22 protein-coding genes are annotated in these 26,353 nt (G+C 44.1%); 5 read left to right on the top strand and 17 right to left on the bottom strand.

Features of this window, described 5'->3' with window-relative positions; translation table 11 throughout:
• Positions 1-24 precede the first annotated feature (24 nt).
• The 3 genes from SPI9445_RS0121490 to cdf31 all read right to left on the bottom strand — a co-directional run bounded on the left by SPI9445_RS0121490 (position 25) and on the right by cdf31 (position 4,316).
• Positions 25-261, bottom strand: a complete 237-nt coding sequence (locus SPI9445_RS0121490) for a hypothetical protein (protein ID WP_017306855.1) — start codon at positions 259-261, stop codon at positions 25-27.
• A gap of 201 nt (positions 262-462) precedes the next feature.
• A complete protein-coding gene (locus SPI9445_RS26540) occupies positions 463-3,195 on the bottom strand; it encodes an NB-ARC domain-containing protein (protein ID WP_017306854.1) in 2,733 nt (910 codons plus the stop codon).
• A gap of 212 nt (positions 3,196-3,407) precedes the next feature.
• Positions 3,408-4,316 (bottom strand): CDF family zinc efflux transporter Cdf31, encoded by a 909-nt coding sequence (gene cdf31 / locus SPI9445_RS0121475; RefSeq protein ID WP_017306853.1) that lies wholly within the window; start codon positions 4,314-4,316, stop codon positions 3,408-3,410.
• A gap of 623 nt (positions 4,317-4,939) precedes the next feature.
• Here cdf31 and SPI9445_RS0121465 point away from each other — a divergent pair.
• Positions 4,940-5,281, top strand: a complete 342-nt coding sequence (locus SPI9445_RS0121465) for a hypothetical protein (protein ID WP_017306851.1) — start codon at positions 4,940-4,942, stop codon at positions 5,279-5,281.
• 461 nt (positions 5,282-5,742) lie between these two features.
• On the opposite strand, the gene SPI9445_RS0121460 is transcribed toward SPI9445_RS0121465, so the two are convergent.
• From SPI9445_RS0121460 to SPI9445_RS0121445, 4 genes are all read right to left on the bottom strand, one after another.
• Positions 5,743-5,994, bottom strand: coding sequence for a DUF4327 family protein (locus SPI9445_RS0121460; RefSeq protein ID WP_017306850.1), 252 nt, complete (start codon positions 5,992-5,994; stop codon positions 5,743-5,745).
• Between the two features lie 267 nt (positions 5,995-6,261).
• Positions 6,262-7,869, bottom strand: coding sequence for a glycoside hydrolase family 3 N-terminal domain-containing protein (locus SPI9445_RS0121455; protein WP_017306849.1), 1,608 nt, complete (start codon positions 7,867-7,869; stop codon positions 6,262-6,264).
• Entirely contained in the window at positions 7,869-8,282 is a 414-nt protein-coding gene (gene rbfA, locus SPI9445_RS0121450) for a 30S ribosome-binding factor RbfA (RefSeq protein WP_017306848.1), read from the bottom strand. Before rbfA ends, SPI9445_RS0121455 begins: the two co-directional genes overlap by 1 nt.
• A 166-nt stretch (positions 8,283-8,448) precedes the next feature.
• Entirely contained in the window at positions 8,449-8,652 is a 204-nt protein-coding gene (locus tag SPI9445_RS0121445; RefSeq protein WP_017306847.1) for a DUF751 family protein, read from the bottom strand.
• A gap of 108 nt (positions 8,653-8,760) precedes the next feature.
• On the opposite strand from SPI9445_RS0121445, the gene SPI9445_RS0121440 reads away from it, so the two are divergent.
• The 4 genes from SPI9445_RS0121440 (at position 8,761) to SPI9445_RS0121425 (ending at position 13,864) form a co-directional block, all read left to right on the top strand.
• The gene (locus SPI9445_RS0121440; RefSeq protein WP_017306846.1) at positions 8,761-9,537 is read left to right on the top strand and encodes a sulfite exporter TauE/SafE family protein; all 777 of its coding nucleotides are present in this window, start codon (positions 8,761-8,763) and stop codon (positions 9,535-9,537) included.
• 503 nt (positions 9,538-10,040) lie between these two features.
• Positions 10,041-11,537 carry an ammonium transporter gene (locus SPI9445_RS0121435; RefSeq protein ID WP_026079999.1) on the top strand — a complete coding sequence of 499 codons (1,497 nt, stop codon included), beginning with the start codon at positions 10,041-10,043 and terminating at the stop codon, positions 11,535-11,537.
• Positions 11,538-11,698: 161 nt separating this feature from the next.
• Positions 11,699-12,535: an SGNH/GDSL hydrolase family protein gene (locus tag SPI9445_RS0121430; RefSeq protein ID WP_017306844.1), complete on the top strand. Its 837-nt coding sequence runs from the start codon at positions 11,699-11,701 to the stop codon at positions 12,533-12,535.
• A gap of 117 nt (positions 12,536-12,652) precedes the next feature.
• Positions 12,653-13,864: a 4-hydroxy-3-methylbut-2-enyl diphosphate reductase gene (locus SPI9445_RS0121425; protein WP_017306843.1), complete on the top strand. Its 1,212-nt coding sequence runs from the start codon at positions 12,653-12,655 to the stop codon at positions 13,862-13,864.
• A 79-nt stretch (positions 13,865-13,943) separates the two neighbouring features.
• Here the strand turns inward: SPI9445_RS0121425 and SPI9445_RS0121420 are convergent, their stop codons facing one another.
• The 10 genes from SPI9445_RS0121420 to SPI9445_RS0121375 form a co-directional block, all read right to left on the bottom strand.
• Positions 13,944-14,891, bottom strand: a complete 948-nt coding sequence (locus tag SPI9445_RS0121420) for a putative CRISPR-associated protein (RefSeq protein ID WP_017306842.1) — start codon at positions 14,889-14,891, stop codon at positions 13,944-13,946.
• Between the two features lie 12 nt (positions 14,892-14,903).
• Positions 14,904-15,152, bottom strand: coding sequence for a hypothetical protein (locus SPI9445_RS26535; RefSeq protein WP_017306841.1), 249 nt, complete (start codon positions 15,150-15,152; stop codon positions 14,904-14,906).
• A 131-nt stretch (positions 15,153-15,283) separates the two neighbouring features.
• A complete protein-coding gene (locus tag SPI9445_RS30795) occupies positions 15,284-15,508 on the bottom strand; it encodes a nucleotidyltransferase domain-containing protein (RefSeq protein ID WP_017306840.1) in 225 nt (74 codons plus the stop codon).
• A complete protein-coding gene (gene csx2, locus SPI9445_RS0121405) occupies positions 15,505-16,752 on the bottom strand; it encodes a TIGR02221 family CRISPR-associated protein (protein ID WP_017306839.1) in 1,248 nt (415 codons plus the stop codon). Before csx2 ends, SPI9445_RS30795 begins: the two co-directional genes overlap by 4 nt.
• A 37-nt stretch (positions 16,753-16,789) precedes the next feature.
• The gene (locus SPI9445_RS0121400; RefSeq protein ID WP_017306838.1) at positions 16,790-19,210 is read right to left on the bottom strand and encodes a TIGR03986 family type III CRISPR-associated RAMP protein; all 2,421 of its coding nucleotides are present in this window, start codon (positions 19,208-19,210) and stop codon (positions 16,790-16,792) included.
• Positions 19,211-19,318: 108 nt separating this feature from the next.
• A complete protein-coding gene (gene csx19, locus SPI9445_RS0121395; protein ID WP_017306837.1) occupies positions 19,319-19,936 on the bottom strand; it encodes a type III-D CRISPR-associated protein Csx19 in 618 nt (205 codons plus the stop codon).
• Positions 19,933-21,519 carry an RAMP superfamily CRISPR-associated protein gene (locus SPI9445_RS0121390; RefSeq protein ID WP_017306836.1) on the bottom strand — a complete coding sequence of 529 codons (1,587 nt, stop codon included), beginning with the start codon at positions 21,517-21,519 and terminating at the stop codon, positions 19,933-19,935. The genes csx19 and SPI9445_RS0121390 overlap by 4 nt, the downstream gene beginning before the upstream one ends.
• A 3-nt stretch (positions 21,520-21,522) precedes the next feature.
• A complete protein-coding gene (locus SPI9445_RS0121385; RefSeq protein ID WP_017306835.1) occupies positions 21,523-23,922 on the bottom strand; it encodes an RAMP superfamily CRISPR-associated protein in 2,400 nt (799 codons plus the stop codon).
• Entirely contained in the window at positions 23,919-25,649 is a 1,731-nt protein-coding gene (locus SPI9445_RS0121380) for a Cas10/Cmr2 second palm domain-containing protein (RefSeq protein WP_017306834.1), read from the bottom strand. The genes SPI9445_RS0121385 and SPI9445_RS0121380 overlap by 4 nt, the downstream gene beginning before the upstream one ends.
• A gap of 66 nt (positions 25,650-25,715) precedes the next feature.
• On the bottom strand, positions 25,716-26,336 hold the full coding sequence (locus tag SPI9445_RS0121375; protein WP_017306833.1) for a hypothetical protein: 621 nt from the start codon (positions 26,334-26,336) through the stop codon (positions 25,716-25,718).
• Between the last annotated feature and the right edge of the window lie 17 nt (positions 26,337-26,353).

Genomic DNA, 26,353 nt, shown 5'->3' with positions numbered 1-26,353 from the left:
CCGGTTTCTTGATTAAAGTGTCATCTAATATTTTATCCTGACATCTACATCCACCCCTTGACAATCTTGCTCGATTGCTTCACGCATCAACTGAAGATCATCAGTAGGAATGCAGCCAGCAAAACGCAATAATTCCTGTCCGGGTGTCCCTTGAGTTTTTGCTTTTGCCAATGAACGGGCAAATTCAAGAACCTGCCCTTGTAAATCTTGGGGCATGACTTTTAATTGTTCAACAACTTGTTCAATGATTGAAATATTCATCTTGTCCTCTTTTCTCCCATTTTACCTCACTTTTTTGGCAACCTCCCCTAGGTTGGGTGAAACGAAGTGTAACCCAAATTTTACGCTCAATTTTTAGGTGGTGTTATGGCTTTAATTAACCGGAGGTTGTAGCCAGAAACCGGGTTGATTTTATTGGCTGGTTTGGGGTCTACATTTTGGGCAAAAACCCGGTTTCTGGGGTTAGGGGTGGGGGATGAGGTTGCGGATGATACGGTAGAGGGTGAGGGCGATAAACAAAATGAGGGCGAAGGGGAAGGCAAACAGACCGAGAATAAAGCACAAAATGAGGTTAAATGTGCCGCGTTGGGCAAATTTAGCAATAGCTTTCGCCCAGTTGGGAATAGGATAGGCAGCTAGGGGTAAATTTAACTCTTGTAAAATGAGTTGTGCTTGTTGAGACGCGGCAAATCCTTCTTTGATTTTGCCTGTTTTTTGATATAAATTACCCAACACAATTAAAGAAGTAGCTTCCCCCCCTCTGTTCCCAATCTCTCGTTTAATCTCCAGAGATTGCTCGTAAAAGGCGATCGCCTCCTGGTAGCGTCCGAGGGAATTGTAAGCATTGCCTAATGAGGTTAAGGAAGCAGTATATCGCCAGTTGTGGTGATCTGGGAGATGATTCACCAACTGCTGGTAGAGTTCAACCCGGAGTAAATTATTGCCCCGTAGGTTCAGGAAATTATCAACATCCTGATCAATATTTCCACCATCATAAATCACATCAAACGCCGCTTCATACTCCCCCAACTCACAGCGATGATAAAACACCTCCAAATATTCCCGCACATCCTCCACCGTCCCCCATTCCCCACGGGCCTTAAACCGACTTGTATAAAACGCGATCGCCCTTAAATGCGCCTCCCTTAAATCCCCCAGCTTAAACTTGAGATACTCCCCAATAAAGGGCTGAAACGTATAAAATCCCCGCTTCTCCTCCAATAAAAACCCCCGTCCCATCAACCCCCGCAAGTCTCTCCCCGTCACCGCTTCCCCCACAATGGCACTGGCCACCTCTGCATCAAACCCCTGACGCAATACCACCAAGGACAACAACACCCTTTGTAATGACTCCGACAAACGGTTAAAACTGGCATCCAACACGGCCACTAACTGCACCGTTTCCCGACGATGATAGGCTGTCAAACCCCCCAATAATCCCCCAATGTCCCCTAATCCTAACCTTCTTAAATCCTCAATCGTCCCCCCTTTCCCTACCTCGTCACGCAATAACCCGGCCACCAAAGTTAAAGTCAAAGGATGCCCCTGTACCTGTGCCACAAACTCCTGTAAACTGGCCTCACTTCCCCCCATATCCAACGCTTGCAGCAATTGCTGTCCCTCTTGGTTTGAAAGTCCTCCCAAGGGTAATTCCGTGGGTTTAACCTGATGTAAACGGGGGACTTCCTGCGTCGTGACGAGGATTTCTGTATGGCGACATTCCCCTACCCACTGCTGCAAAAAGTCCTGATATCCTTCATCCTGCAAAACAGACTCGAAGTTATCCAAAACTAATAAAAACCGTTGTTGTGCTAAACAGTTAATCACCACCCGCGTTAAACGAGTTTCTTCTATTTGTTGTAAATCCTCTAGGGAACGCTTCCCTAAATGTTGTAGAATCCCCCGTGCCACAATCGTATAACTGGGACGCTGCCCCAAATCAATCCACAGTTTATCAACAAAATCCGTCCGCGCCTCAAACACTTTCGCCGCTAGGGTTGATTTTCCCATCCCCCCAATGGCCACAATCACCCCCAATTTCGTATTCTCATCATCCAACCACCCATTGACAATCTCTAAATCCTGTTTTCTCCCCTGCCAATGGGTCACTTGTGGGAGGTTTGTATCCAGAAAATAGGAAACAGCCTGCACTTTTGGCTGTTGTTGTGATTCCAAAAAGCCGCCTATCACCTGAAGAGTGTCTTTGATTTCTTCGGTATTCTCCTTAACCTCTTCTACCGTCTGTTGTAACTGCTTATTTTCTTCACTAATTCCCTTAAAACCTTCTGCTAACTCTCGCCGTAACCTGTCTAAGTTCTCCTGTAACTGGTGTAATTCCTGCCCAAACCAATCCCGCACCTCTGCAATTTTCTCCTGAGTTACTCCCAACTCATGGAGGACGGAATTTAACCCTAAATCTATCTGCTGTCCTAACTGCCGAAATCGTTCCCCATTCCCTTCCAATTCCTGCCGCAGTTGAACCACTGCGGCTAAAGTTTGTTCTAACTCTGGCCCCTGTGGATTGTTTTTCCGCAACTCTTCTAAAACGCTGCCCATTTCCCCCAATAGGGATAACGTCAACCCCGCAAAGGCTTTCCCCCCTTCCTCAAAATCGGCTTTCAATACCTCCCGCAAGGCTAAGGCAAACTTATCCCGTAACTGGGTGGCGACTTCCTTTAACACATTCTCCGGCAAGGTGACTCCCGCTTGGGGACAAAGCCAATACTGCAACAACTCCCGCCAATCCTCCACCTGCAACACTTTCTGATTCACATAATCCGCCGTCCCCTGCTGGAATAGCTCAGAAAGCCCGGTTTCTTGAATTTGGTCAAATTTGACCTCTTGACTCTGTTTCAGGGCTTGGGCGACCTCCTGCCATGCTTTCAGGGTGGTTTTCGCAAGGGCTGTAAGCTTCTGGCTGGATTGGGGATAGGTGCCGGCCTCGGCAATGGCTTTGATAATCAGGGCAATGGCGAAACCTGTGGCGGCGGTTAGGTCGTGATTGGCTAATTTGTCCCCACTGCGACGGAGACGGACGGCAATATGATTGAGGTATTGGGGGATGATGTCGTTGGCGACTATTCCCCCAGCGACGGAGGTGGCAATAGTTCCCAAGATGCCACCACATAGGGCCCCTCCGGCTAGGATGGCTGTGGAGGTGATTAAACGCTGCTGACGCTGGTCTAACAAGTCCATGAACGTTGAGCAAAAGAGGGGGTATGGTTCAATTGTAGCGAAGTTGATGGGGGTGGATGCTCTGGGTTTTTCCCACTATCTCCAGAGGGCAATTTTGAGGGGCTAGGATGAACTCTTAAGAAAAGATTGCGTTAGGATTAAAAAGGGCTTAACCTTGTGGAAAACTCGCAGAAATCTGTGGAAAAGTCCCCTAAATTGTGGAAAACTTGGCCTTAAAATGTAATCTGTTCTGATTGATAACTGGGGGGTTCTACATGAATTAAGACGCGCACGGGGTCAAAACGAGCTTTTAAACGCGCTTCTACGGCTTCTGTGATTTGATGGGCGGTTTCTACATCGGGGGCTTCTACAATGAGGTGCATTTCAATGAATACTTGTCGCCCTAATAGACCCCGTGAGGCGATATCATGACAGTTCATTACGCCGGGTTCTTCCATGACAACGCGATGAATGGCTTCTGGTGCGATCGCCATTTCATCCACCAACCAGGGTAAGTTTGCCTTTAATACCTCCCAACCACTCTTAAAGACTAACAGCGCCACGGGAAAGGCTAACACGACATCCAGCCATTGTAATTGGGGGAGGCTCCAGACTTGACTCTGCCAAATCCCCACTAAACCAAATAACACGGTAATTGTCACCCAGACATCACTCATGGTATGTTTCGCATCCGCTATGAGGATGGGACTCCCCACCCGTTTCCCCTCGGATCGTTCATAAAAGGCGACAAAAATATTAATCCCTAAGACAATTAATAAAATCCAGAGTTCGCTTGTGCCGATTTCGACTGCACTTAAACCTTCTAAAATCCGTTCGACGGCTCCCTGTAATATCTCAAAGCAGGCAATACCTAAAAATGCGGCAATTCCCAAGGCTCCGACGGCTTCAAATTTTTGATGACCATAGGGATGATCTCGGTCTGGGTAAGGGGAGGAGAAGCGGGTGGCGACTAATCCTAATATATTATTGGCCCCATCGGTGACACTGTGCAGCGCGTCGGCCTGTAAGCTGAGGGAACCGGTTAGAATCCCCACGACTCCTTTAATGGTCATGACAATAATATTTAGGATTAAGGTAATCACTAAAACCCGATTAACGGTTTTTCGGTTGTCTTTGAGCATGATTGGACAAGAGGAAACAGGGTTGATGCAATACAACCCTACATTGTAGGGGTTTGTAGGGGGTGCGTCTGAGGGGAGGGGCAATCTTGTGTCGGGTGTCGGGTGTCGGGGAAGAGGGAAGAGTGGGGAAATTATGGACTTATCCCCCCTAGCCCCCCTTTGGAAGGGGGGAACAAGACGGGGGGAATATGTGGGGGAACAAGATGGGGGGGAGTGGTCTGACTTTTTTTTTGAAAAAACTTCCAATCTGTCCCCTTGTCTGGTAAATTCTTTAACAAAAATGTTGCGCAATTCCCCTTCCTCGCTTGCAGGGAGGGGATGGATAGCAACCCAGCAATATACTGAGCGACAGCGAATCCATGATAAAATCAATATATCTTGACCACTAACTCCCAAAGCGAAAACCAAGCTAAAAAGGGCTGTGTTGCAAGAGAAAATTTGGGTCTTAGGAACTAGGACTTCTGCCTGGGGAGGGAAGATAAGACTCGCTATATTTCGGTATAGAAAGCACTTCCCATTGAATCAGGAAGCTCCATCCTCGCGCCTAGGCAGGGTGGGGTAGTTCACGGAAACTACATATTTACCTTAAGTTTCTACTTCCCTTTTGTTAACTTCCGTTAAAAATGACTCCTCTCACCCTTAACCTAAGCCAAGGTTCTGTTTCATTTAGCTTTTCCCGTGAGTCTGCCCAAGACTTGCAGGGGCAGGTGGCTGAGTTGGTGCAACGGTTAAAGGCGATCGCCAGTCAAGGGTCAAGCGCGGGTCAAAGACCTAGCCCCCAACCCTCTCTAGACTATCGCTATACGGGTGATGTGTTTCTGGAATTGTTCTGCAATCCCAATATTTACCCTAGTCCTTTCGCGGCTAAGGTGTTGGTTACAGTCCGAGATGATCGGATTCGCCTGACGGCAGAAGCGGAACTCACTCGCTTAATTGAAGACGTGAATCTGTTTCTAGAACAATAGGGACTAGAAGCGCCATTTTGTTAGCTAATCTTGTTGGCTAGTCTTCTTATAACCTGAGCGAGCGCTGAGATGAGAAAACCTAATATCTGGGTCGAATCTTCCAGACGGGTTTAATGATTAATCCTGAAGTAAATTAGTCTTGAAGTAAATTAGTCTTTCAAGGGGGATTCAAGAAATGGCTTTTAAATGTTGGACTTTTAAATCTTCCGGTTTGAAATTCCTGCACGAAATACAACAATCACAATCCGAAAAAAACCAAAACCAGTAAAATCAAAACCAGTAATGCTAGATCACAAATCGGAGCAATAGGCTCGTTTTTAGAACAAAACATTACTCGTCGATTATTCGGTTAGCTGTTCGTTTGGTTATAGGGTTGAATGGGTCAAAATGCAGAGTTAAAGGAACTAGCCAGCTTAGATTAAATCAGAATATCTGAACTGAACCTTAAACGAAAACCTGAATTAATCGTTTTCCCATTTTTCCGCGCCAATTAAATCGCCAATGCGATCGCGCAGCAAGTAATCACACTGTTCTAACTCATATTCCACACCAACCCATTCCCGAGCCGGAATGTATTGGCACAACACATAAATCGGTTGTTGGCGGCTAACATATCCCTGATCTACTAATTGACGGGCTTCTTCTTGGAGCAAATCAATAGAGTAGCGGATGGGTGCAGTTTGCGGGACGAGCGGTAAGGTGTTGACAGTCATGGTTGATGTTACCTAATATCGAGCTTTTGTGTGAGTAGCGAATCACCCCTAGCGGGATCTTCGTTCTTATTCAGTATAGAGAGTTACAGATTCATTGGATACCCAGATAAGAATAACAAAACCTTGGGAATTCAGAATTCTGCCTGTAAGTCTCGACAATTTATTCTGCGTAAAAGGGGGCGCACCAGTTTCTAGGTTTAGCGTCTAGATGTTTGCTGTCTAGGAGTTGGGGACTCAGAAATCTGAGAATCGACTCATTAACAGAAGTTATATAAACGCCTGAATCTCTTGTCCAACGGATGCTTTAGCACTTAATAAAATGTTACAAGCTAAACCTTGGGCTAGGGGCATCTGACCATAGGAAAAGACCCAGGGTAAATCGGAGGGCTGGTGGTGATGAAACCAATCGAGCAGATACGGACTACCGTAAAGAGCCAGGGCTTTAATTTGCTGGTTTCTTAACAATCTTTTCAATAATTCCTCGATTTTTGGGGTTAAGCCCGCATGGCCTCGGAACGGATTACCCCGAATAAACACCTGTAAAATCAGGGGGATATCTTCTGGACAAGAGAAGGTAGACAAAAGTTCCTGATCCACACAGTAGGGACTATAACCTAAGCGTCGGGGCGCAACAATGGCGGGGGCTTGTTCGGTGAGGATATCCTGACACTTAAAGCGATCGCCCACTAACAACAAATTCAGCCCGCCATGAGGAATGGGCGGCACGTTATAGGGTAAATCTCCCCCCCACTGCATAGACTCCCGTAGAATTTCTTCCACCGTTGCCGTTGCTTCGGGGGTGGCTACGAGGCTTAAATCTAGGGAAATTCCCGCCCCCTGAGCCTTGGGGGGGGAAAATAACCCCAGTTTTTCCTTCGCTCGTTGAATGCGCTGCCAAGACTCTTGAATGCGACTGGGAGTAATTCGTCCCCCTTCAACGGCGCGCAAAATCCCAGCGAGGGCGATTTCTGGATGGGGGGGCATCAGGAGGATATCGGCTCCGGCCTCCACGGCCCGAATACAAACCTCCTCGGCGGCGGCAAATTGGGCTACACCCGCCATGACCAGGGCATCAGTGACGATCAACCCTTCAAAGCCCAGTTTGTGCCGCAATTGACCCGTGAGGATAGGCCCAGAGAGGGTGGCGGGGGACTCGGTATCCCAGGCGGGAATCAGGAGATGAGCGGTCATCACGGCATCAACTCCGGCCGCGATGGCGCGCTGGAAGGGGGGAAGTTCCAACTCGGCCAAACGTTCGGCACTGTGGGGGAGGACGGGCAGGGTAATATGGGAGTCCATCGCGGTGTCGCCGTGACCGGGGAAGTGCTTGGCGGTGGTCAAAATGGGGTACTCTTGACACCCGGCGATAAAGGCCGAGGTCAGGGCTTCCACCTGTTCCCGAGTTTGCCCAAATGCCCGGACATTAATCACCGGATTCTCGGGGTTATTATTCACATCTACCACCGGGCCAAGAAGCCAATTTAAGCCCAAGGCGACGGCTTCTTGGGCGGTGATTTTCCCCATTTGGCGGGCATAGTTTTGAGCGAACTGGGGATCGGGGATGGCGCTGAGGGTCATGGGGGGAGGAAACCACGTCGCACCGGGGAACCGATGGCCGACTCCTTCCTCAATATCCGCCGCCAAGAGTAGGGGGGTTTTCGCCCAGGCTTGGAGTTGTTGCGATCGCACAGCCAACTCTACCGCCGTCCCCCCTAACAAAATCACACCGCCCACATTGAGACGGCTTAACCAATCTTCTAACTGGGCGGCGGTGGCTTCCCAGATGGGGTAACGGATTTGTTGGTCAAACCAATGACCAGAAGCCCGCACCACGATCATCTGTCCAATTTGTTCAATCAGGGAAGGGTGGGGCATTATTCCTCCTCACCCCACTCGTCGCCCTCCTCAAATTCCGCCTCAAACTCCTCTTCGGGGTGATTTTGATTAATCTGGTTGAGTAAATTCAACATCCGATCTCCCCGTTCAATGGAACGATCTTCGAGAAAAATCACCTCTGGAGTTCGTCTTAAACGGATGCGGTGTCCCAGTTCCCGGCGGACGTAACTGGTGGAGGATTTTAACCCCGCCATCGTTTCGGCCCTAGCTTCGTCGGTGCCGTAAATACTGACAAAAATCTTGGCGTGTTGTAAGTCCCCCGACACATCTACATCGGTGACGCTGACCATGCCTGCTCCTACACGGTCATCTTTGATGCCATTAAATAATAACTGGCTAACTTCGCGTTTAATCAGCGAGGAAACGCGAGAAACACGACGACTGGTAGCCATAATTTTAGTCCTCTTGAAAGAATCAATGCTGGGGTTAAGTGGTTGGTGGGTCTAGGGGGTGTTGTTCCCTCACTTCCGACTGGGGGCTGATTGCCATTTAAGAGCCACAATAACCCGTTTCTAGTGTGACACAATCCCCGGCAAAAAGGGACGAGTCCCCTCGATCCTAGACCCCACCTAGTCCTAACATTCCCCGTAGGGTGAGCAGGACAAACATCCCCCCCCCAAAAACAATCCCGAAAAGGGCGATCGCACTAACCGGATTTTTCAACAAGGGCTTTAACCAGCCAAAAATGGAGAAAAAGATCCCTAACGTAAAGGTGATAAAGTAGCGAGGATAGCGTGAGACGTTTTCCCAAAAATCCTTCATGGCGGCAGCAAAAAATAGGGTTTTAATCTAGGACTGTTCGGGCATTGTATCGCATTCTTGCCCTTGGGCAAATGCACCATTAGAAGGAACACAGGAGAACTCAACGGGATGCTAGATCATAGCTTGCTTCTGCTTTTGGGGGGCTTACTCTCAGGACTATTAGCCGGATTGTTGGGCATTGGGGGGGGTGTGATTCTCGTTCCCATCCTCGTCGCTTTAAATTACCAGCCCGTCCAAGCCACCGCCACCAGTACCCTCGCCATTCTCTTAACGTCCACCTCCGGCAGTATCCAAAATTGGCGCATGGGGTACCTCGATTTCCGCCGCGTCTTAGCCTTAGAAGGCCCCGCTTTAATCACCGCCCAACTGGGGGTATTTATTGGCGATCGCATTGCCCCCTACCTCCTCCTTGCCGCCTTTGGCGCTCTCCTCTGGCTCAATATCTACCTTGTCACCCTCCGCAAAAAACTGGTTCAACAAGCCCCCGATCAGAGAATCACCCCCCGGATTTCCCCCCTCGTTGCCCGTTTAGGCACAGGGGCCGCCGCCGGACTCCTTGCGGGCTTATTCGGCATCGGCGGCGGGGTGATCATGGTTCCCTTCCAAATTTTGTTACTAGGAGAACCGATTAAAATTGCCATTCAAACTAGCCTAGGAGTCATTGTCATTACCACCTTTTCCGCCTGTTTAGGTCATGCTTACTATGGCAATGTGTTATGGATTCCCGGCCTATTATTAGGGACTGGTGGGTTAATCGGCGCACAGATTAGCACCCGGTTTTTACCCCGCCTCCCCGATCGAGTGGTTGATCTTTGTTTTCGTTCCCTTTTAGCCCTTTTATCCCTTTACTTTTTTTGGCGCGCTTGGAATGTTTATCCCGGTTAAGTAGGGAAAACAAACCATCAGTAATTTTTCGGAAGTCATGGTTCATGACTTCCGAAACCCCCCCATTCCCCAGTCCCAATTCCTAATTTTTAATTATCCTCTATCGGCGTAAAAATGTATTTAAAGATACAGCAAAACCGGGCAAAAAGCTAGAGTATTGAGAGATTTATGTCTAGATTAGGGAAAACTCCAAAGATAATCTAAATCTTTAGAAGAACCAGAAATTAGGATATAAGACTAGACTTTGGGACAAAACTTTGACATATTAAATCAGTTAATTGTATAAGTTCAGAGTCCATAGGATGGGGGTTAATCCGTCTGTTATCTGTCCATTGCGCTCCTTCCTAAAGGATAGTCAGAAGCTGCCTAAACGTCGATTAGGACTTGAGTTGATTAGGACTTGAACAGTATGGGACAACTCTCCCCTCGGGGAGTGACTCTGAACCTGCCTTTCTGTTCAAATCCGTTACCAGAACGTGCCAGAATTTTGAGAAGTGTCTTCAATGATGTCTAAATCAACTAAAACACCTAGAAAACAGACTCGGCAGAGATCCGAGTCCTCCCCTCTTGTGCGGGAAAACTATTATCTCCAGTCGGTTCAGTGGTTATTGAATCGGTTTTCGCCCTATTGGTTAGCTTGTATTCCCTTAGTGGCCATTTTAGTGGTGCTGTGGGATGGCGTAGCCGTCGCTCAACACCTCTATGACTTGGACGAAATGGATCTCACGGATCCAGCCTATCTCAAAGGCACCTTGGATGTGATCTTCATCCTAGCCTCGGCTATTTTGGTGATTTTCATGAATGCGGGTTTCGGGATGTTGGAAACCGGATTCTGTCGTCAGAAAAACGCCGTGAATATTTTGACCAAAAACCTGATCGTTTTTGCGATCGCCTCCATTGCTTACTGGGCTATCGGCTTTGCCTTCATGTACGGCTCTGTAGAAAACGGTTTCATTGGTCTACAAGGCTTTTTCCTCGCCAGTGATGACCCCGGCACCTATGGATTAGATCCCTTCCCCGAAGGTCTACCCATTTCCGTTTCCTTCCTCTTTCAGGTTGCCTTTGCGGGAACTGCCGCCACCATCGTTTCCGGTGCAGTGGCCGAACGGGTGAAATTCCTCGACTTCCTGATTTTTAGCATCCTGCTTGTCGGGATTTCCTACCCCATCACCGGACACTGGGTTTGGTCTGATGGTTGGTTATCAAGCATGGAATTTCATGACTTTGCTGGGTCCACCGTCGTTCACTCTGTGGGGGGATGGGCGGCCCTAATGGGAGCTTCTATCCTCGGCTCTCGTCGCGGCAAATACACCGAAGATGGCAACATCAACGCCATCCCCGGTCATAACATGAGTATTGCCACCCTGGGCTGTTTAATCCTCTGGATTGGCTGGTTTGGCTTTAACCCCGGTTCTGAATTAGCCGCCACCCCCAACGTGGCCTATATTGCCGTAACCACCAACCTAGCGGCCGCCGCCGGAGGCATTACTGCCACGATCACCTCTTGGACTAAAGACGGTAAACCCGACCTTTCTATGGTCATCAACGGCATCTTAGCGGGTCTGGTAGGTATTACCGCCGGATGTGATGATGTCTCCTACTTAAGCGCCGTGATTATCGGCGGCATTGCCGGGGTGCTGGTGGTCTTCTCCGTGAGTCTCTTCGACAAAATCAAGATTGATGACCCCGTAGGGGCGACCTCCGTTCACTTAGTTTGCGGAATTTGGGGAACCATTGCCGTGGGTCTGTTTGGCAGTGCGAATATTTGGGTTCAATTATTAGGGATTGTGAGCATTGGCGGGTTTACCGTCCTCTTTGCCACCATTGTCTGGTTTGCCCTGAAATTCACCTTGGGGATTCGCGTATCCGAAGAGGAAGAGTTCCAAGGATTGGATATCGGGGAACATGGCATGGAGGCCTACAGTGGCTTTGTAACTCAAACTGATACCTTTGCCGGGGGGAGTCCCTTGGGGATTAGTGGCAGTAGTGATCTGCCGTAGTCACCCACAAGAAGGGGGGAAGTTCCCCCCTAGATATCTGTCTAATGATTACTAACTCGATCTACCTTTTGCCTTAGAATGTTGGGAAGAATGCAGCATCTCGGTAAAAGGTAGTTTTTTTGCAGTTGTTTTCGTGATCCGTATGGTCTGGGAGAGAATCTGTGTCGGCCCGATTTAAGCGCTATTCTCAGGTATCGTTTTTTTCTCTGGCAGCCAATGGTCTGCTGTTATTAGTGTTAGCTTTGCTCTGGCAACGGGATGCGGCTGTCTCAGAGGTGGCCTTAGCCAACTTTTCCGGAGCGTCGATGCAGTTATTGGCCAGAACCCCCATTCCCTCAGAAGTGGGTCAACAGCATAAGTTAAATTATCAACAGTGGGTAGACTTGTTAGGGCAAGAAGCCGCCGTTATTGCAGACAAACGCCCGGAAAATTTAGCCATTTTGTTGGGGGATTCTATCACCCTCTGGTTTTCTAAAGACTATCTACCTCCGAATTACACCTGGTTAAATCAGGGGATTTCCGGCGAGAACACAGTGGGGTTATTGCGACGGCTGAACTTGTTGGATACCACCCAACCGGAAGTAATTTATGTGATGATCGGCATTAATGACATTTTGCGCGGTACTGGGGACGAGACGATTTTAGCCAATCACCGCTTAATTGTCAGTCAGTTAAAGCGATCGCACCCCAGAAGCCGGATCGTCCTCCAGTCCATATTACCCCACAGTGCAGAACGGGCCACTTGGGAAGGGCGCGATCGCCTGCTGAACATCCCTAACCAGCGCATTCGTAACCTCAACCGTCAACTAGAAGCGATCGCCAAAAACGAGCGGATCTACTTCCTCGATCTTTACCCCCTCTTCGCCGACACCCAAGGCAACTTAAAAATGGAACTCAGCACCGACGGTTTACACTTAAATGGGGAAGGTTACAAAATCTGGTCTACCGCCCTACAAATTTTTAATCAAGTCATTTATCAACGAACCGCCGGCCGTTAGCTTTCCCTCCGCAAAACCCCCTTTCAATTGAGACAATTAACCTTTACCATTTAATTGGGAGAACCTCCCTTAACTTCAAAAAATAATTAACATACCCAACCATTCTAAACCAAATTCATGGACACTAAAGCCTTTAAAAGATCCCTCAACCAATCCGACAAATATCATCGTAAAGGATTCGGCCATCAAGAAGAAGTCACCGGACTGCTAAACACCGAATACCAAAGTAATTTAATCCAAGAAATTCGCCAACAAAACTACACCCTCCAACGGGGCAACGTCACCATCCGACTCGCCGAATCCTTTGGCTTTTGTTGGGGCGTAGAACGCGCCGTTGCGATGGCCTATGAAACCCGCCAACACTTCCCCAGCGAACGCATTTGGATCACCAACGAAATCATTCATAATCCCGAAGTCAACGAACGTTTACGCCAGATGAACGTCGGATTTATTCCCGTCGAACAAGGGATTAAAGACTTCTCCCTTGTCCAAGAGGGAGATGTCGTAATTTTACCCGCCTTTGGAGCCAGCGTCTCAGAAATGCAGCTTTTAAACGATAAAGGCTGTACCATTGTCGATACGACCTGTCCTTGGGTCGCTAAAGTTTGGAACTCCGTAGAAAAGCACAAAAAACGGGATTATACCTCCATTATTCACGGCAAATATAAACACGAAGAAACCGTAGCTACCAGTTCCTTCGCCGGAAAATATTTAGTCGTCTTGAACCTAGAACAAGCCGAATATGTGAGCCACTACATCCTGAACGGGGGCGATAAACAAGAATTTTTAACCAAATTTGCCCATGCTTATTCCGAAGGCTTTGATCCCGATACAGACTTAGACCAGATTGGCATTGCCAATCAAACCACCATGCTCAAAAGTGAAACCGAATCCATCGGCAAACTCTTTGAAAAAACCATGCTCAAAAAATACGGCCCCACCACCTTAAACGACCATTTTATGAGCTTTAACACCATTTGCGATGCTACCCAAGAACGTCAAGATGCCATGTTTGGCTTAGTGGATGAACCCTTAAATTTAATGGTTGTCATTGGGGGGTACAACTCCTCCAACACAACCCACTTACAAGAAATTGCCATCGAGAAAAATATTCCCTCCTATCACATTGACTGTGCCGATCGGATTAAAGAAGGGAATGCCATTGAACATAAACCCCTCGGACAAGATTTAGTCCTGACCGAAAATTGGCTCCCCGAAGGGGAAATAGTCGTCGGGGTAACATCCGGCGCTTCCACTCCCGACAAGGCCGTTGAAGCCGTGATTGAGAAGATTTTCGCCATTAAATCCGCCACCCCCGCCCTCGTTTAAGCCGATTAGTGAAGCCAATCATCCCCCATTCTCTTCTAGTCAGTGGGGGATGATTAAATTAAGGGCGATCGCGCTTGCTCTAGAAAATACGACCTAGACGTTCCCGTAATTCAGTCGCTGCCGCTTTCAAATGTTCTGGGGTGTGACCCGTTGTTTCAATAGAAACAGCGATATGAGATTGATCACTATCATGTAAATGTAGCCAAAGCACTTTACGCCCATCATCTAGATCCCGTGGTGAACCTTTAACCCCATTTTTAGGAGCATAAAAGGCTTGAGGGTCAAAACGAACTAAATCAACCCAAGGTAAATCTTGCAGAATTTTCTCAACTTTTTTCCAACTTTTAGGGCGATGATGGCCTTGTTTTTCCCCTTGCACTTGAATCACTTGATTACGAGGTCGTCCAGAGTCTGGTAAATTGCCCCCATAGTTACGCTGAACCCGTTGTTCCGGTTGTCCACTGGTGTTAATATAGGGTAAATAAACCAACGCCTTATAAGCTTCGTGAATATAGCAAACAGGCACACCCAAAGCATTTCCCACCAATCCCATCACCATTGTTTGTGCTTTAAATCCCCCCGTTGCGGCCAAGGTGACAATTCCATCCCCTTGTTGAATACGTTCCCGTAGAAGACTCGCCATTTGTTCCAATGCCGAACCCGATTCATCTAGTTCATAGTTAATATCAGGAATAGGTTCAATATCAACATAATTCTGTTCGAGGCAGGTTTTAAAGTAATTTTGTAGCACTTCCGCACATTCTTGACCGGAGGGAGTAGCAGAGTGGAGGAGGAGAATGCGATCATTTTCATCTGGATCAAGTCGCCACAGGGTATTAGTTTCTGCGCTGATCAGTTCTAACTCCGCCGTTTTCATCCAACTCAAAGGTTCATCAATACTGTTAAAAATACGCTGATCTTCAAATCGATTTTTGTTTGTTACCCAAGGGCGTTTTTGTTCATTGGGTAAATCGCGGTCAGGGTTAGTGCGTAGGGATGTCCCTACAGTCATAATGATAGTTTGCATGGTTTTTAGAACTTAAAGTGATTGGTTTAATTGAAGCAAGAATTGACAAAAACTTTTGATATCTTTGTTTAATTCTTCTTCTTCAAAAGCTTGTTCAACGCCCATATAAAAATTCTGCAAACTGAGTGCTGCGGTTTGAAGATAGTCTAAATCTCCGGTATTTGTTGCTTTTTTAGCTTGAGAAGTTGCTGTTTTAACGGCCGTTTCAATTTTAGTTAATTCCTGATTTAATCTAGCAACTAAAACGTTATATTTACTCATAGCTCTCTTCCTTTTAAAATCGCTTCTAGAATTTCATCTCTAGCAAATTGAACCTGAACTAAGTCAAACTCAAATTCACTTAATCCTAAAAGTTTTGATACTGCTTTAAAGTAGTTTTTTTCAGGAAGATTTCAAACGGCTAAATCAATATCTGAGTTTTCGTGAAATGTTTGATTGAGTAATGAACCAAATAGCACAACACGAGAAGCCATAAACTCGGTTTTAAGCATATAGGCTGCTTTTTGAGCAATTTCTAAGCCATGAGTCCGCCGTTTTTCTAATGCGGCTAAACGTTGTTTTTCATGTTTTCTGGCAGAAATTAAATATTCCTGCATTTGTTGGGTTGATATTTTCATCTGATTATCCCAGTTCTAAAAATGTTAGAAATTTTGTTGTGATGATTTTTGGCTTGATTAATGGCATTCGAGTAACTTTCACGGTTCTCTTCGAGGGAAGCATGAGCAATTTGCTTGCGAATAGAGTTAACTGTATCATATTCTCTCTTAAGCTCACTACTTCGGTATTGGGAAAACAAATTTTTTTTCATTTGCTCTCTATCATCTTTAGTGTTGACATCCTGATTGTGTATCTCACATAAATATGTGATTATCGACTCAGTTAGAGTAATATAACCAGCCGCATATCGATCATTTTCAAAATACCATCCAGCCAACTTAAGCTGAAACTCAGATTCTGTGTCTGATGTATTAGAAAATTTTCTAACAAATCGAGTCAGAGTTTCTTTGATATACTTAAATGGCCCTGGAATAGAAATATTTGTAAGTGAACGATTGAGGGGTCTAGCTCGATCACGTATAGCAGGTAGGTAATTGATATTAATGGCTGAGGATAGCTGACGTATCTGATCAGAAACGGTAGATTCTCCCTGTTCTTGAAGGAGTTGAGCAATCAAATTGCCATCACCATAATGGTTCAAAATGTAACTACCCTTAATCCAATCAGTCATATCAAATAGAGATTTGAGATCAATTACAGGTGTATACCCCATTTCTCTAGAGATATCTAGCATCCCGTAGTAAACGCCAGCAATTCTAATGTTCTCATTTTCAGGTAAATCTTTGATAAAGGTTAAGACCAAAAACAGAAATAGGGATAGAGAACGAAATGAGTGGGTGATATCAATGTAAACTTCATCTCCACTTTTCAGAAGTTTAACAACTTGGGAGATTAAATCAAGATTTTCCCAAAGTTCTTCATTGTTTAATCCATATTTAATCAGAATGCAATCAGATCGTTCTCCTAAAACATCCTTAACAGGAGATAGGTTTAAATCATCAAGATTAGTTTCATGGTTCATAGAATCAATCTTTTCAGCCAATTCAAGCCAATATTCTTGATTCAGATTTTGTTTATTTTTTTCACAAAAAAAGCGGTAAACTTCTTCCCACATAGATCGGACAGTACCAATAAAAATAATTTCATCTAGTTCAAGATGATCGTACAATGCAGAAGCCATAAATCGATTTTTGTAGCTTTTTCCATCAATTTGATAATCTGCCTCCTGATATTCACGATCAGCAGCAGTTTTGTCCTTAAATCTTCCACCTACACCTAAAGGGGAAATCAAAATTTTAGCCATCACTAACACCTCAAAAAGATTAATAATCAGATTCTATTTATCTTTGCAAAGCCTTGTTTGTATTTTCAGATTTGCCATCAGGTCGCGGGTTTATTGGCAACCCATCTCCTGTCACTAAACTAGGTAAGCTAAAACGTTCACCTCCTTCGTTATCAGTAAACCATTCGTAATTTTTACCCCCTGGATCAATTGGATGATTGAGTCGTGGATAATGAATGGGTAAACCATCCTCAAAGCCTTTCGCGCAATGAGAGAAGGCAGCAATAAATGGAACTTGCTCAAAAGGAGAACCGTAAGCAGATTGAACAGCATTACGATATTTTTCTATGAAATCATCTGGATTGATTATCGGTTGAGAAATTTGATTCAGGGATTTATAAAACTCTTTCCACTGTTCTCCATCGCGTAAATCACTGTTTTGCCAATCAACCTCAAGACGAATACTGCCAAAGCCTAACGGTTTGCCTCCACCCAAACGATGATAGGCATTTTCTGGTAAAGTCAATAACCAGAGTAATGCACCCAGTTCAACATTCGATAAATTTATAATATCAATGTCAAACGTAAATTCTGTGTGTGAATTTACCCAGCCTTTGATTGATTTGTTTTGAGAATCGCGCTCGTTTTCTCCACTCGGACGGCGATATTCTTGATAGTGATTTCCTCCTAGGTCTTGATTAGTTCGATCGTCCATGGGATTATCCCAATAGCGATCGGGTAATCCATTGTGATGGGGATAAACTTTACGACCTCGTAATCCTCGCTCCGTACTTTCATAGCCATATTCTTTGGCTTTTCCTTTCTTAATGGGTGTACCGTTTTTATCTTCTGCGGTGTAAAAGCGAGTTTGAGCAGGTTTTGGCTCTCCTAGAATAGCGAGAGGAAGCCCAAGACCATTAAAGATGGTAATTGCCTGTTCTGGAGGGGTTTGGCATTGTACACTATGAACTCTTAATTGCCCTTTGTAAGCATTCGTATTTGATGTTTTTTCTTTGGGTTTTCGATTTTTTTGATTAACCCAACCAAAAACGCGATCTGCTGGAGATAATTCAGAAATATCTACCGCAGGATGTAGAGATTCTGGCAACAAATCGGCTGGCTTTTTATCATAAAGTCGTCGAGAAATTGTGACAGGCTGTAAAGCGATAATATCACTTGCGTGTAAATGCTTCGGATCAAAGCTTGGATCGAGTTCAACGTAGCAGAGTATTCCCTCCGTGAGGTTGCGCTGGTTAGAGTCGTAAACATGGCGTGACCATGCTGTTTCTCCGGGCTTATTTCCTAGATAAGCACTGGGAGACTGATTTCTATTTCTTCTGTTTTGTAAGTCTTTTTCATGAACTTTTTGATAGTCAGAAATCAAATTTTCCCAAAGCTCGGTAATCGCTGAATTAACCTTGACGACAGGATCTCGGTCATGTTGTATAAACACCCGTTCATTCTGTTTACCGCCAATATTGGCACCTGTTACGCACACCCAGCCTAGTTTCCAATCACCACCGGGTAGGTTGTCATTGTTGCAACGTTCAATCTGTGTGATTTTACCTTTGTTGAGTCTGACTTGGACGCGATCGCCATGTTGTGGCAATTGTTGAGTTCGTGAATATTTCAAGGCAACCCTACGCTCTCCTTTGTCTGGATCCCGTCCCCTTTTATCATAACGAGGCAGTTTGGCTGCTCCTCCCACACAACTCGATTCTTCTAATATTCGGAGATACAGTCCATCTTTACGCTTTTCAATGCGTGCAGGTTTAGCCGTAGTTCCCTCGGTGGCAGGCATTCGATAAGCTAATCTTGCATCATGCTCTTTTCCAAACACCGATAACCGTGAGTTCGTGATGGCTTCGTAAGCCGATCGCAGCATCCCTTTAATTGAAGTTGGCGGCAGATAAGGCTTACCATCTACGTCCAATCGCACCGGATATGTTTTGTGACCATTATCATCTTCCCTCATTTCTGCGGCATCAGGAATGAGTAGAGGAGTGACGGTGGTAAGCTTGACAGCAATTCGACCTGACCAATGATCTGGTAGATACCGACCATGACCAACGGGTTTGCAATCCCCTAGTTCTAGATCATCCGTCTTGCGGGGTAAAGCAGGGACAAAATTATAAGGGTTGTGGAAATCGCCTTTTACCCGTTTTTGCTGTTTGACAGGTTGAGTTTTTTGCGGTGTGATTACTGGCTTAACTTCTTGACGATCCCATTCTTGACCTTGCTCCCAGATACGATAAGGATCATTATTATCGTTACGCTCAAATTCAACTTGAGTGTCATTAAGATTTTGCAGTGACTGATTTTTCTTTTCTGTCAATGCGATAGAAAGCCATTCATCTTTGATGTCAAGTTTGACCGTTTTAGTTTTTTTAACGTTTTGGCATTCAAGCTTAACAACTGTACGTTTAGTTCTCTTAGATCCTTCAGTAATACAAATCAGGTTTCCAGATTCAATAGTCATTTTCTAAATTCCTCTTAAGTTTCTAAATGGCTTGAGTGGTTGATTTTAAATTTTGCTCAAACAAATCATTAAAATGATTACTTCTAAGCTAACTGATTAATTATTTAACTAAGTTTTGATTGTCATAGAAGATAATTCAAGTAAACGTTCTTCAATAACGACCATATTTCCATACTTGTATTGTGCAATATATTCCTGAGTTCTCAAATACATTCGTTTTTTTTGTTTTAACTCACCATTAAAGGGAATATCAATTTTGTCAATGCGGGCTTCTGTGAGTCTTTGCCAGCCTTTTTGGAATTTTTTTTGTTTGGAGACGACTCGATCCCAAGGGACGATTTCTCCCCACAGTAAATATTGCTGTTTAATAGAGTCCTGATACTCTAGGGACTTTTCTAGAAAATTGTTGGGAGTTGGGACTCTGTTTTCGGATAGCAAAGCCACTTGACCTGAACCATTTTGAACGTTAAGCCAACGTAATTCACATTCCGGGTTAAAGATTTTCGCTTCAAAACACTTGCTCAGGTCTTGGGACTGAATAACTTGGCAGAAAGCGTCTTGCAGTTGACCATTTTTTAATTGGAGTACATAGCATTTTGTGGGTGAATAAAGAAGGGCAGTTGCACCTTCTAAATAGGTCTTAAACTTCTCAATTGACTGCTCTAGTTTTAACCCCTTTTTCGGGGAGTTTTGGCTTTGGTAAGTGTAACTGTATAGTTGATTCATAATCCTTTCTTGTTGTGTTGTTCAATCCATTTTTTCCAAGCTGAGTTTAAAAGGTTAAGTAAATCATGACTTAGACCTAGATTTGGTAAATCTGGTGCGATCGCCCTAACTTGATCAATTCCTGCCAATCCCTCAATCGGACTACAGTTAAAGCTCATCTCTGTTACCTCAACCGTTCCCATGCCGCGATTAGTGCCGTAACCAATGGGGAGTTTACGGTTGGCGAAATCACGGAGGACAAGGAGGAGAAGTGCGATCGCGGGTTGAACACACATTTCTCTATCTTCACCCTCCTTCTTGTTCTGATTCTTGCAGTTTTCGTACGTTTGAAGTCGCGCCAAATCTAGATTGATGCCAATTTGTCCCCAGTCAACCGCAATCGGTTCTAAAACACTGTACAGCATTCCATCCGCCGCACCACCCGTCCAGCGATCAACCGCAACGTGCATCGCAGGTTGTAAGGTTTGGAATGGGTTTTCAGTGCTATTCGGGGACAGTATAGCTGTTTTGAGAACCTTTTTAAAAGAACTAAACTCGTCCTTGTCAGATTTTGCCGCATTCTCAACGGCTGACCAATTTTTAGCAGTCATAGAAATTTTGGCATAACAATCATCAACAGATAGCGCACCCATCTTTCCTTGATGTTGACTACCATTACTATTTTCCGCAGCCCCAAATACTTCATCAACTAGATTCAGTTGAACCTGTTTTAAGAACCTCTCACGAGTTGATAGATTGCAAACTGTCCGCACAATTCGTTCAGCATGAGAACGTAACACCCCCTTGATAGAACTTCCTGGAATCACAAAATGGACATTTCCAGTTACTTGACTCACTAAAGGCAGAATATCAACTGCAATCCCATCTCCTTCTGCTTTCACCATTACCGAATCTTGGGGATTCCAGGTAATCTCTAAACTCAATCTTTGAGGATTATAATCTTCTAGTCCTTGCTTAATTTCAGCCCATTTTCGCTTTAAGTTTTGCTTCAACAAAGAATCGAATAAAGTCTTGGGGGTACTCCAATCATGCTTTTGAATCTTAATATGTTGGAGCTTTACTTTGCCCAATCCTCTAGTTTTAGCTGCTCCAATGCGGATATCCCCTTGTTCTAAGGCCTGGATCAGGTGCCAAAACGCATCAAGATTTTGGTTTTCTTTTTTGCCAATATCTAATGTAATACTCAGAGGGAATTTTACTCCTTTTGGCAGAATAGCGCGACTATATTTTGCTTCGTCAGCAGCAGCACCAGTACGGCGATTAATACCTACTCCTTCTCGTATTTCAAGAGTCATGTTGTTGAGGATTATTTCAGCATCATCAACAATAATGAAGCTGGCATGACCATTATCTTGTTTCTGAAACCCCCAAATGTTATTAATAGTTGTCTCATCATAAGATCGCTTCATCCAATCTCGCAAAGCCCCCGCTAAACTTGTACCGGGGATGTAGTAGTTTCCACAACCATTAACAGCTAAAGCGAGATCTGTATCCGCATCGCCTCCGATTCCCCCTATATGAATGGGGGTTTCTGCTGTGAGTATTCCGGTAACTTTCCAGCGTGTCTGTATTTCTCGTGCCATGATTTATGCTGTTTCCTTTTGTCTTTTTTCCAAGTCCCGTTTATGAGCGCGAATGATAAAACTGATTAAGGTTCGTACTGCTTCCGCCCAGAGAATTTTTTGCAGTGTATTCCATCCTTCTTGGGTCATATTAAGGTCTAAGTAAGGTAAATCTAACACCTGCCATATTTTGTGAACGTCAGTCAGTAACTCACCAATTTTTTTTAATCCATTAGCGGTTTTATCCCATTTTTCTCGACGATTAGGAACATTCTGTAACGCGGTAATCCAACGGGTTATGTTTTCTCGATCTCCAACCTGTTGTAAGCGAGCTAAATTTGAGCGTAAGTTGCCCAATTGACTCATGGAAGGATGACTTTCATCACCTAAGATTCTAAGACCTAAAATCCGTTCTCGATTTTCCTCATTAGCGGCAATTTCAACTGCTTTGTTCTCAATCGCCTCTCGCCATGCAGCTATCTCAATGGTGCGAGCATATTCAAAGGATAGATCATTGGCTCTAATGAAGGATTGAGAATTAGTTGAAGTAGCGGAATTTTCAGATTTAGGTGCATTATCTGATTGGGAATTAGATTGTCGATACTTACATAAGTTTTGGGTCAATAGGGGATCATTAAAACAAATTTGTCCGTACCCTTTCGCACGGCGAGCGCCAATACCTTTGGCTTCCAGTTCTGCCAGTTTTTCCGGTTTAATTGTTCCTAGTGTTACCTGATAAACTACACAACTTCCAGCTTGCCATCCCACTAGGGTAGGACGTGGCAGACCCCAACGGACTTGCCAAGCTGCTGTCCGGCGCGATCGCATCATCAAGGACAGCAAATCATCATCTTCTCGTTCTTCTAAAGTAACACCTAATTCCTTGGCTAATTCTTGTCGAAAAATATCTGGGTCAGTTGTAGAGTTAAGTTTCTCATCCCTTAATAAAACATCAGACAAAAACCAAATATACAGCTTTTCTAAGTCACTCTTAAATGGGTAAGTCTTCTTTTTAGGTTCTTCTGTCTTAATTTTAATCAAGCCATACTGATCTTTCTTGGATTGACCAATCCGAAGATGACCCTCAAGTTCTTTCCACCAATTTGGTAACTTTTCATCCAGATGTTTTTTAATCGTCTGAGGTAAACGTAACTCAGCTTTAAATGTTGTTCCAGGTGAAATAGCTTGATAACTATAAACCCCCCCAACATCACTGGTTGGACGTTGAACTTCGTCCCGAATTGTATTATGGGTGTTCAATTGTAACTTGACGGTTTTATACTCAGGAAACTGAGTATCACCGGGTTGTAGCATCCCAATATATCCGCCCCGTTCGCCTTTCAGTTGCACTTTTTCGGTTTCTGGTTCTTCAAGGCGATTATAAACCCCTTTACCTGTCTTGATATCCCCGTTGAGCTTTTCCGTAAATAAACAGAATGGAGTGGGACGACTGGGGGCATGATTAATAGCAATTGTACCATTAGTGACAATTAAATGATTCATGGCGATCGCTTGAGTCACATTGAGGTACTGCCCAAACTTTTGATGCAAATAACCCAAGAAATAACGACCCGGAATATAGTCTAGACATTCAATAACATTCCCTACAGTTCGTTTTGGAATAATGATAGGTGCTTCAGGAGTAATGGTGAGAGGAACACTGTACCATGTTGAATGTCCAGAAATTGACTGGTTTGAATTATTGGGTATAACAGGATTTTCCCATTGGGGTGGTTCTCCAATAGCTAAGTAGTTTTCTTGTAACCATTTGAGATAATAATCTGAATGTTCGTCAATTGTAATTTTACAATTGCCGTAACCTCGGCGACGTTTTCCTCCCAAACGCTCAACGAGTTCTGCTCCAGCAATCAGGATAGCAAAAGCAGTTTTTTTCTCATCCTCTGTAAGATTTGGATAACCTGAAAAGTTTAGAGTGCAGTGTTCAGAGGTGAGGGTTGCACCCCTCCTAACGACTTCTTCAAACCGCAGACACTTTGGTATTACTGAACCTGTTATTGGGTCAATTGCAACACCTGGTTTAATAAAGGCGATCGCCGATTTTAACTTAGGCTTACTGTTCAGTGCATCTCGTAAGGTTTTGTCTAAATAAGCAGAGCCAATAAAAACTAGGGATGGACGGGGTTCTGCCTCAATAGTACCATCAGCTAGAGCAGGCTGATCACCTAGTAAAAAATTAATCCAATTTTGCCACTTTTTGCCTGAGTTATTATCTAAGGCTAAGGCAACTTGTTCACAGCTATCTCGCAAAATACCTATTAAAGTTTTACCCGGAATATAGGGTAAATTGTCCTGATCTCGCTGGACAACGCTATCAATTTCACCACGACCAGAACCATCACCAACGTGCCAATCGCTGGTCATTTCAATAGTAATTATGAACTGTTCAGGAACTTTTATGCTCATTGTATTTCCTCCATTTTATGTTGATTATTTTTAGATTGATCAAGTTCCAAAAAGTTTTGTGCTTCTAGTGCATCAAGGAATGATGTACTATAAATACCTTCACTGTAATGAAAAAGAGATTTACTGTCTTTGTCTTCAATAAAGGGGGTCAAGTTATAGCGTTGTTCAATCAGCTTAACTTCAGAATCTGCCACTTTTTTACCGATGAATAAGGCATTGCGCAAAGCATGACTTTGATTCCTGGGGAGAATATCACTCTTGAAAGCTTTGATTCGCTCACTCAATAATTCCCACTGGTGTCGTTGTATCCATTCTTGACCGTCGGCTTCGTCGAGATTTTCGCTAACAATGTAGGGACGGTTATAGAGTTGAATATTTTGTTCTGGCTTCAGTTTTTCTCGAATATCATTTAACTCTATGCCAGTGGTATTATAAAGAATATGAAAATCAATAGCAGAACAGGGGAATGGTGCATTTTTATTTTGCTTTATCGTTACGTTTTTCTTAACTATTTTGGCTGATTTAAGGAGTTGTTCTGCTAGATGATAAGCAACTGAAAAGGGAAAATGAGGTTTGACAATGGCAACACCCGCACAAGCTGAAAGACGACCCACACCAAAAGCCTCTTCTGCTACTTCTTTAATCCCTAAACTATCCTGAGTTTGTTGTTCAAATTCTTTCAAGAATGTCCGAGTAAACTCAAGAGCATAATGACCATCACAAACAACAGTTAGATCATCTCCACCAATGATAAGCGGAACAATAGGGGCGACATTTTGTTTTTTTTGGTTTTCTTTTTGAGTAAACACATCAAGGGCTTTTTTAAATGCTTCTTCTGTACATTCATCAAGAGATAATGAAAACTCTCGATACTTTTTGATATAATTAGGGTTGCTTTTATCTTCACCAATATAATCTTCAAAGTTAAGAAAAACTTGCCCTAAACCATTGCCGTCAGCATGAATAATTGCTAACCAAGCACGGTTTTCCCCCTGGTGTTCTTCGTCTGAATTCAATAGTTTATCAATTTGGGGTTGTAACCTTGAGTCCAAGTTAGTTAAGCGATTTTTAGCCTCATTCGCTTTGTCTCGCTTAACATGACTAGCAAGAGAAATAGCTTTAGGTTTTTGTCCATCTTTACGTTGCTTTTGACTCAGGTCTTCTAGGTCAAAGGCGGGGAAATCACTATAAGAACACTTAGCGATGATGGGAAGAGCTAGAAAGCGGTTTTCTGGGGAGGGACGGCGCGATCGCAATTTTTCAAAGGTTTTATGGACTTTCTTAATTGCCTGTGCTAAAGAATTCTTTTCCGTCCAGTCTTCGATTTTTTCATAAACACCAGCAACATCAAGTCCCGGTGCTTCAAATAATGCTTTTCGTGTTACTTCAGAAATAATCTTTTTTGCTGTTTCTTTATCTTTAACTAAGAGCAATGCTTTACCGGAAGCTGCTGTTAAAATTTCAACTGGCTTTTTCTCATCCTCAATCGGTGGATTTATTTCAGAATCACGCAATAACTTCCGCAGTCGTTTAGAATCCGTCCAAACTTGTAAGGAAGTTTGATCATTGGCTTCTGCAACTGCTTCTAAGACCCACTTTGTTCCTGCCTGATACGTCAACTCAGACGCGCCGATATTTTCCCGGAGGCGGTTCGTCGAAAATATAAACTGCTGATTCCCAGAAGTTTCAATTAAAACCAAGTAAAAAGATTTTTTTGTAGCTGTCATGATGTTCCTTTTGATGAATGAATATCGTTGTTATTCACTAATTCTCCCAATATGATTTGAACAAAACTACACCAAAACTAACGAATTCAACTGTACTTCACATTGCCGGAAAATATAATGAATTGCCGAAAAAAGATGATCTAAAGATTGAATGCTATAAAACTCTTTATTTTTGGTAAAATTAGAGCCTTCTAGCTTTCCAAATTCCCAGTTTTTACCATTCGACACAATCCCAAAAACAATAATATGAGGAATTTGGTTCAATCGCTGTGCTGCAATTATTTCCGCTAAACATTGCGCCCATCCTTCAGCAAATTTGTCTTGTTTTGCCTCGACTAACAAAAAGTAAGGCTGGTCAAAAATCAGTTTTCCTAACTCTGAACGTTTGGCTAAAATATACTCAGGAAAGCCGGACAAGTCTTCAGTATAATTTAGTGATTGATGACTCCAGAGGATAAAGGAACGACTATATTGTTTCCACACTTGCTTTAAAACCGGGTAAATCAAGTTTTCACAGATGGCATATTCCGAGTTATCTACAACGCCTTCGTTCATCATGAATTCTAAATATTCCCGAAAATAATCAGGGATTTCAAAGGGACAAGGTTCAATAAAGTTGGCTTCTGCATAAGTAATTTGAAATTCCTTGAGGACAGAACCAATGTTTTTGAAGTGACTCAATGACATAATACTTTGCTCTAAAA

The sequence above is a fragment of the Spirulina subsalsa PCC 9445 genome (genome assembly GCF_000314005.1).
Lineage (GTDB): Bacteria > Cyanobacteriota > Cyanobacteriia > Cyanobacteriales > Spirulinaceae > Spirulina_A > Spirulina_A subsalsa.
This window is presented reverse-complemented; position numbering and strand designations above follow the sequence as displayed.

Bases quoted from the DNA above. Each gene is read 5' to 3' on its own strand.
- SPI9445_RS0121440 (WP_017306846.1), top strand. From the start codon at position 8,761: ATGCTAGATCATAGCTTGCTTCTGCTTTTGGGGGGCTTACTCTCAGGA.
- csx2 (WP_017306839.1), bottom strand. From the start codon at position 16,752: ATGGCTAAAATTTTGATTTCCCCTTTAGGTGTAGGTGGAAGATTTAAG.
- SPI9445_RS0121455 (WP_017306849.1), bottom strand. From the start codon at position 7,869: ATGCCCCACCCTTCCCTGATTGAACAAATTGGACAGATGATCGTGGTG.
- SPI9445_RS26540 (WP_017306854.1), bottom strand. From the start codon at position 3,195: ATGGACTTGTTAGACCAGCGTCAGCAGCGTTTAATCACCTCCACAGCC.
- SPI9445_RS0121385 (WP_017306835.1), bottom strand. From the start codon at position 23,922: ATGAGCATAAAAGTTCCTGAACAGTTCATAATTACTATTGAAATGACC.
- SPI9445_RS0121425 (WP_017306843.1), top strand. From the start codon at position 12,653: ATGGACACTAAAGCCTTTAAAAGATCCCTCAACCAATCCGACAAATAT.
- csx19 (WP_017306837.1), bottom strand. From the start codon at position 19,936: ATGAATCAACTATACAGTTACACTTACCAAAGCCAAAACTCCCCGAAA.
- SPI9445_RS0121390 (WP_017306836.1), bottom strand. From the start codon at position 21,519: ATGGCACGAGAAATACAGACACGCTGGAAAGTTACCGGAATACTCACA.
- SPI9445_RS26535 (WP_017306841.1), bottom strand. From the start codon at position 15,152: ATGAGTAAATATAACGTTTTAGTTGCTAGATTAAATCAGGAATTAACT.
- SPI9445_RS0121400 (WP_017306838.1), bottom strand. From the start codon at position 19,210: ATGACTATTGAATCTGGAAACCTGATTTGTATTACTGAAGGATCTAAG.
- cdf31 (WP_017306853.1), bottom strand. From the start codon at position 4,316: ATGCTCAAAGACAACCGAAAAACCGTTAATCGGGTTTTAGTGATTACC.
- SPI9445_RS0121375 (WP_017306833.1), bottom strand. From the start codon at position 26,336: ATGTCATTGAGTCACTTCAAAAACATTGGTTCTGTCCTCAAGGAATTT.
- SPI9445_RS0121420 (WP_017306842.1), bottom strand. From the start codon at position 14,891: ATGCAAACTATCATTATGACTGTAGGGACATCCCTACGCACTAACCCT.
- SPI9445_RS0121435 (WP_026079999.1), top strand. From the start codon at position 10,041: ATGATGTCTAAATCAACTAAAACACCTAGAAAACAGACTCGGCAGAGA.
- SPI9445_RS0121445 (WP_017306847.1), bottom strand. From the start codon at position 8,652: ATGAAGGATTTTTGGGAAAACGTCTCACGCTATCCTCGCTACTTTATC.
- SPI9445_RS0121465 (WP_017306851.1), top strand. From the start codon at position 4,940: ATGACTCCTCTCACCCTTAACCTAAGCCAAGGTTCTGTTTCATTTAGC.
- SPI9445_RS0121460 (WP_017306850.1), bottom strand. From the start codon at position 5,994: ATGACTGTCAACACCTTACCGCTCGTCCCGCAAACTGCACCCATCCGC.
- SPI9445_RS0121380 (WP_017306834.1), bottom strand. From the start codon at position 25,649: ATGACAGCTACAAAAAAATCTTTTTACTTGGTTTTAATTGAAACTTCT.
- SPI9445_RS30795 (WP_017306840.1), bottom strand. From the start codon at position 15,508: ATGAAAATATCAACCCAACAAATGCAGGAATATTTAATTTCTGCCAGA.
- rbfA (WP_017306848.1), bottom strand. From the start codon at position 8,282: ATGGCTACCAGTCGTCGTGTTTCTCGCGTTTCCTCGCTGATTAAACGC.
- SPI9445_RS0121490 (WP_017306855.1), bottom strand. From the start codon at position 261: ATGAATATTTCAATCATTGAACAAGTTGTTGAACAATTAAAAGTCATG.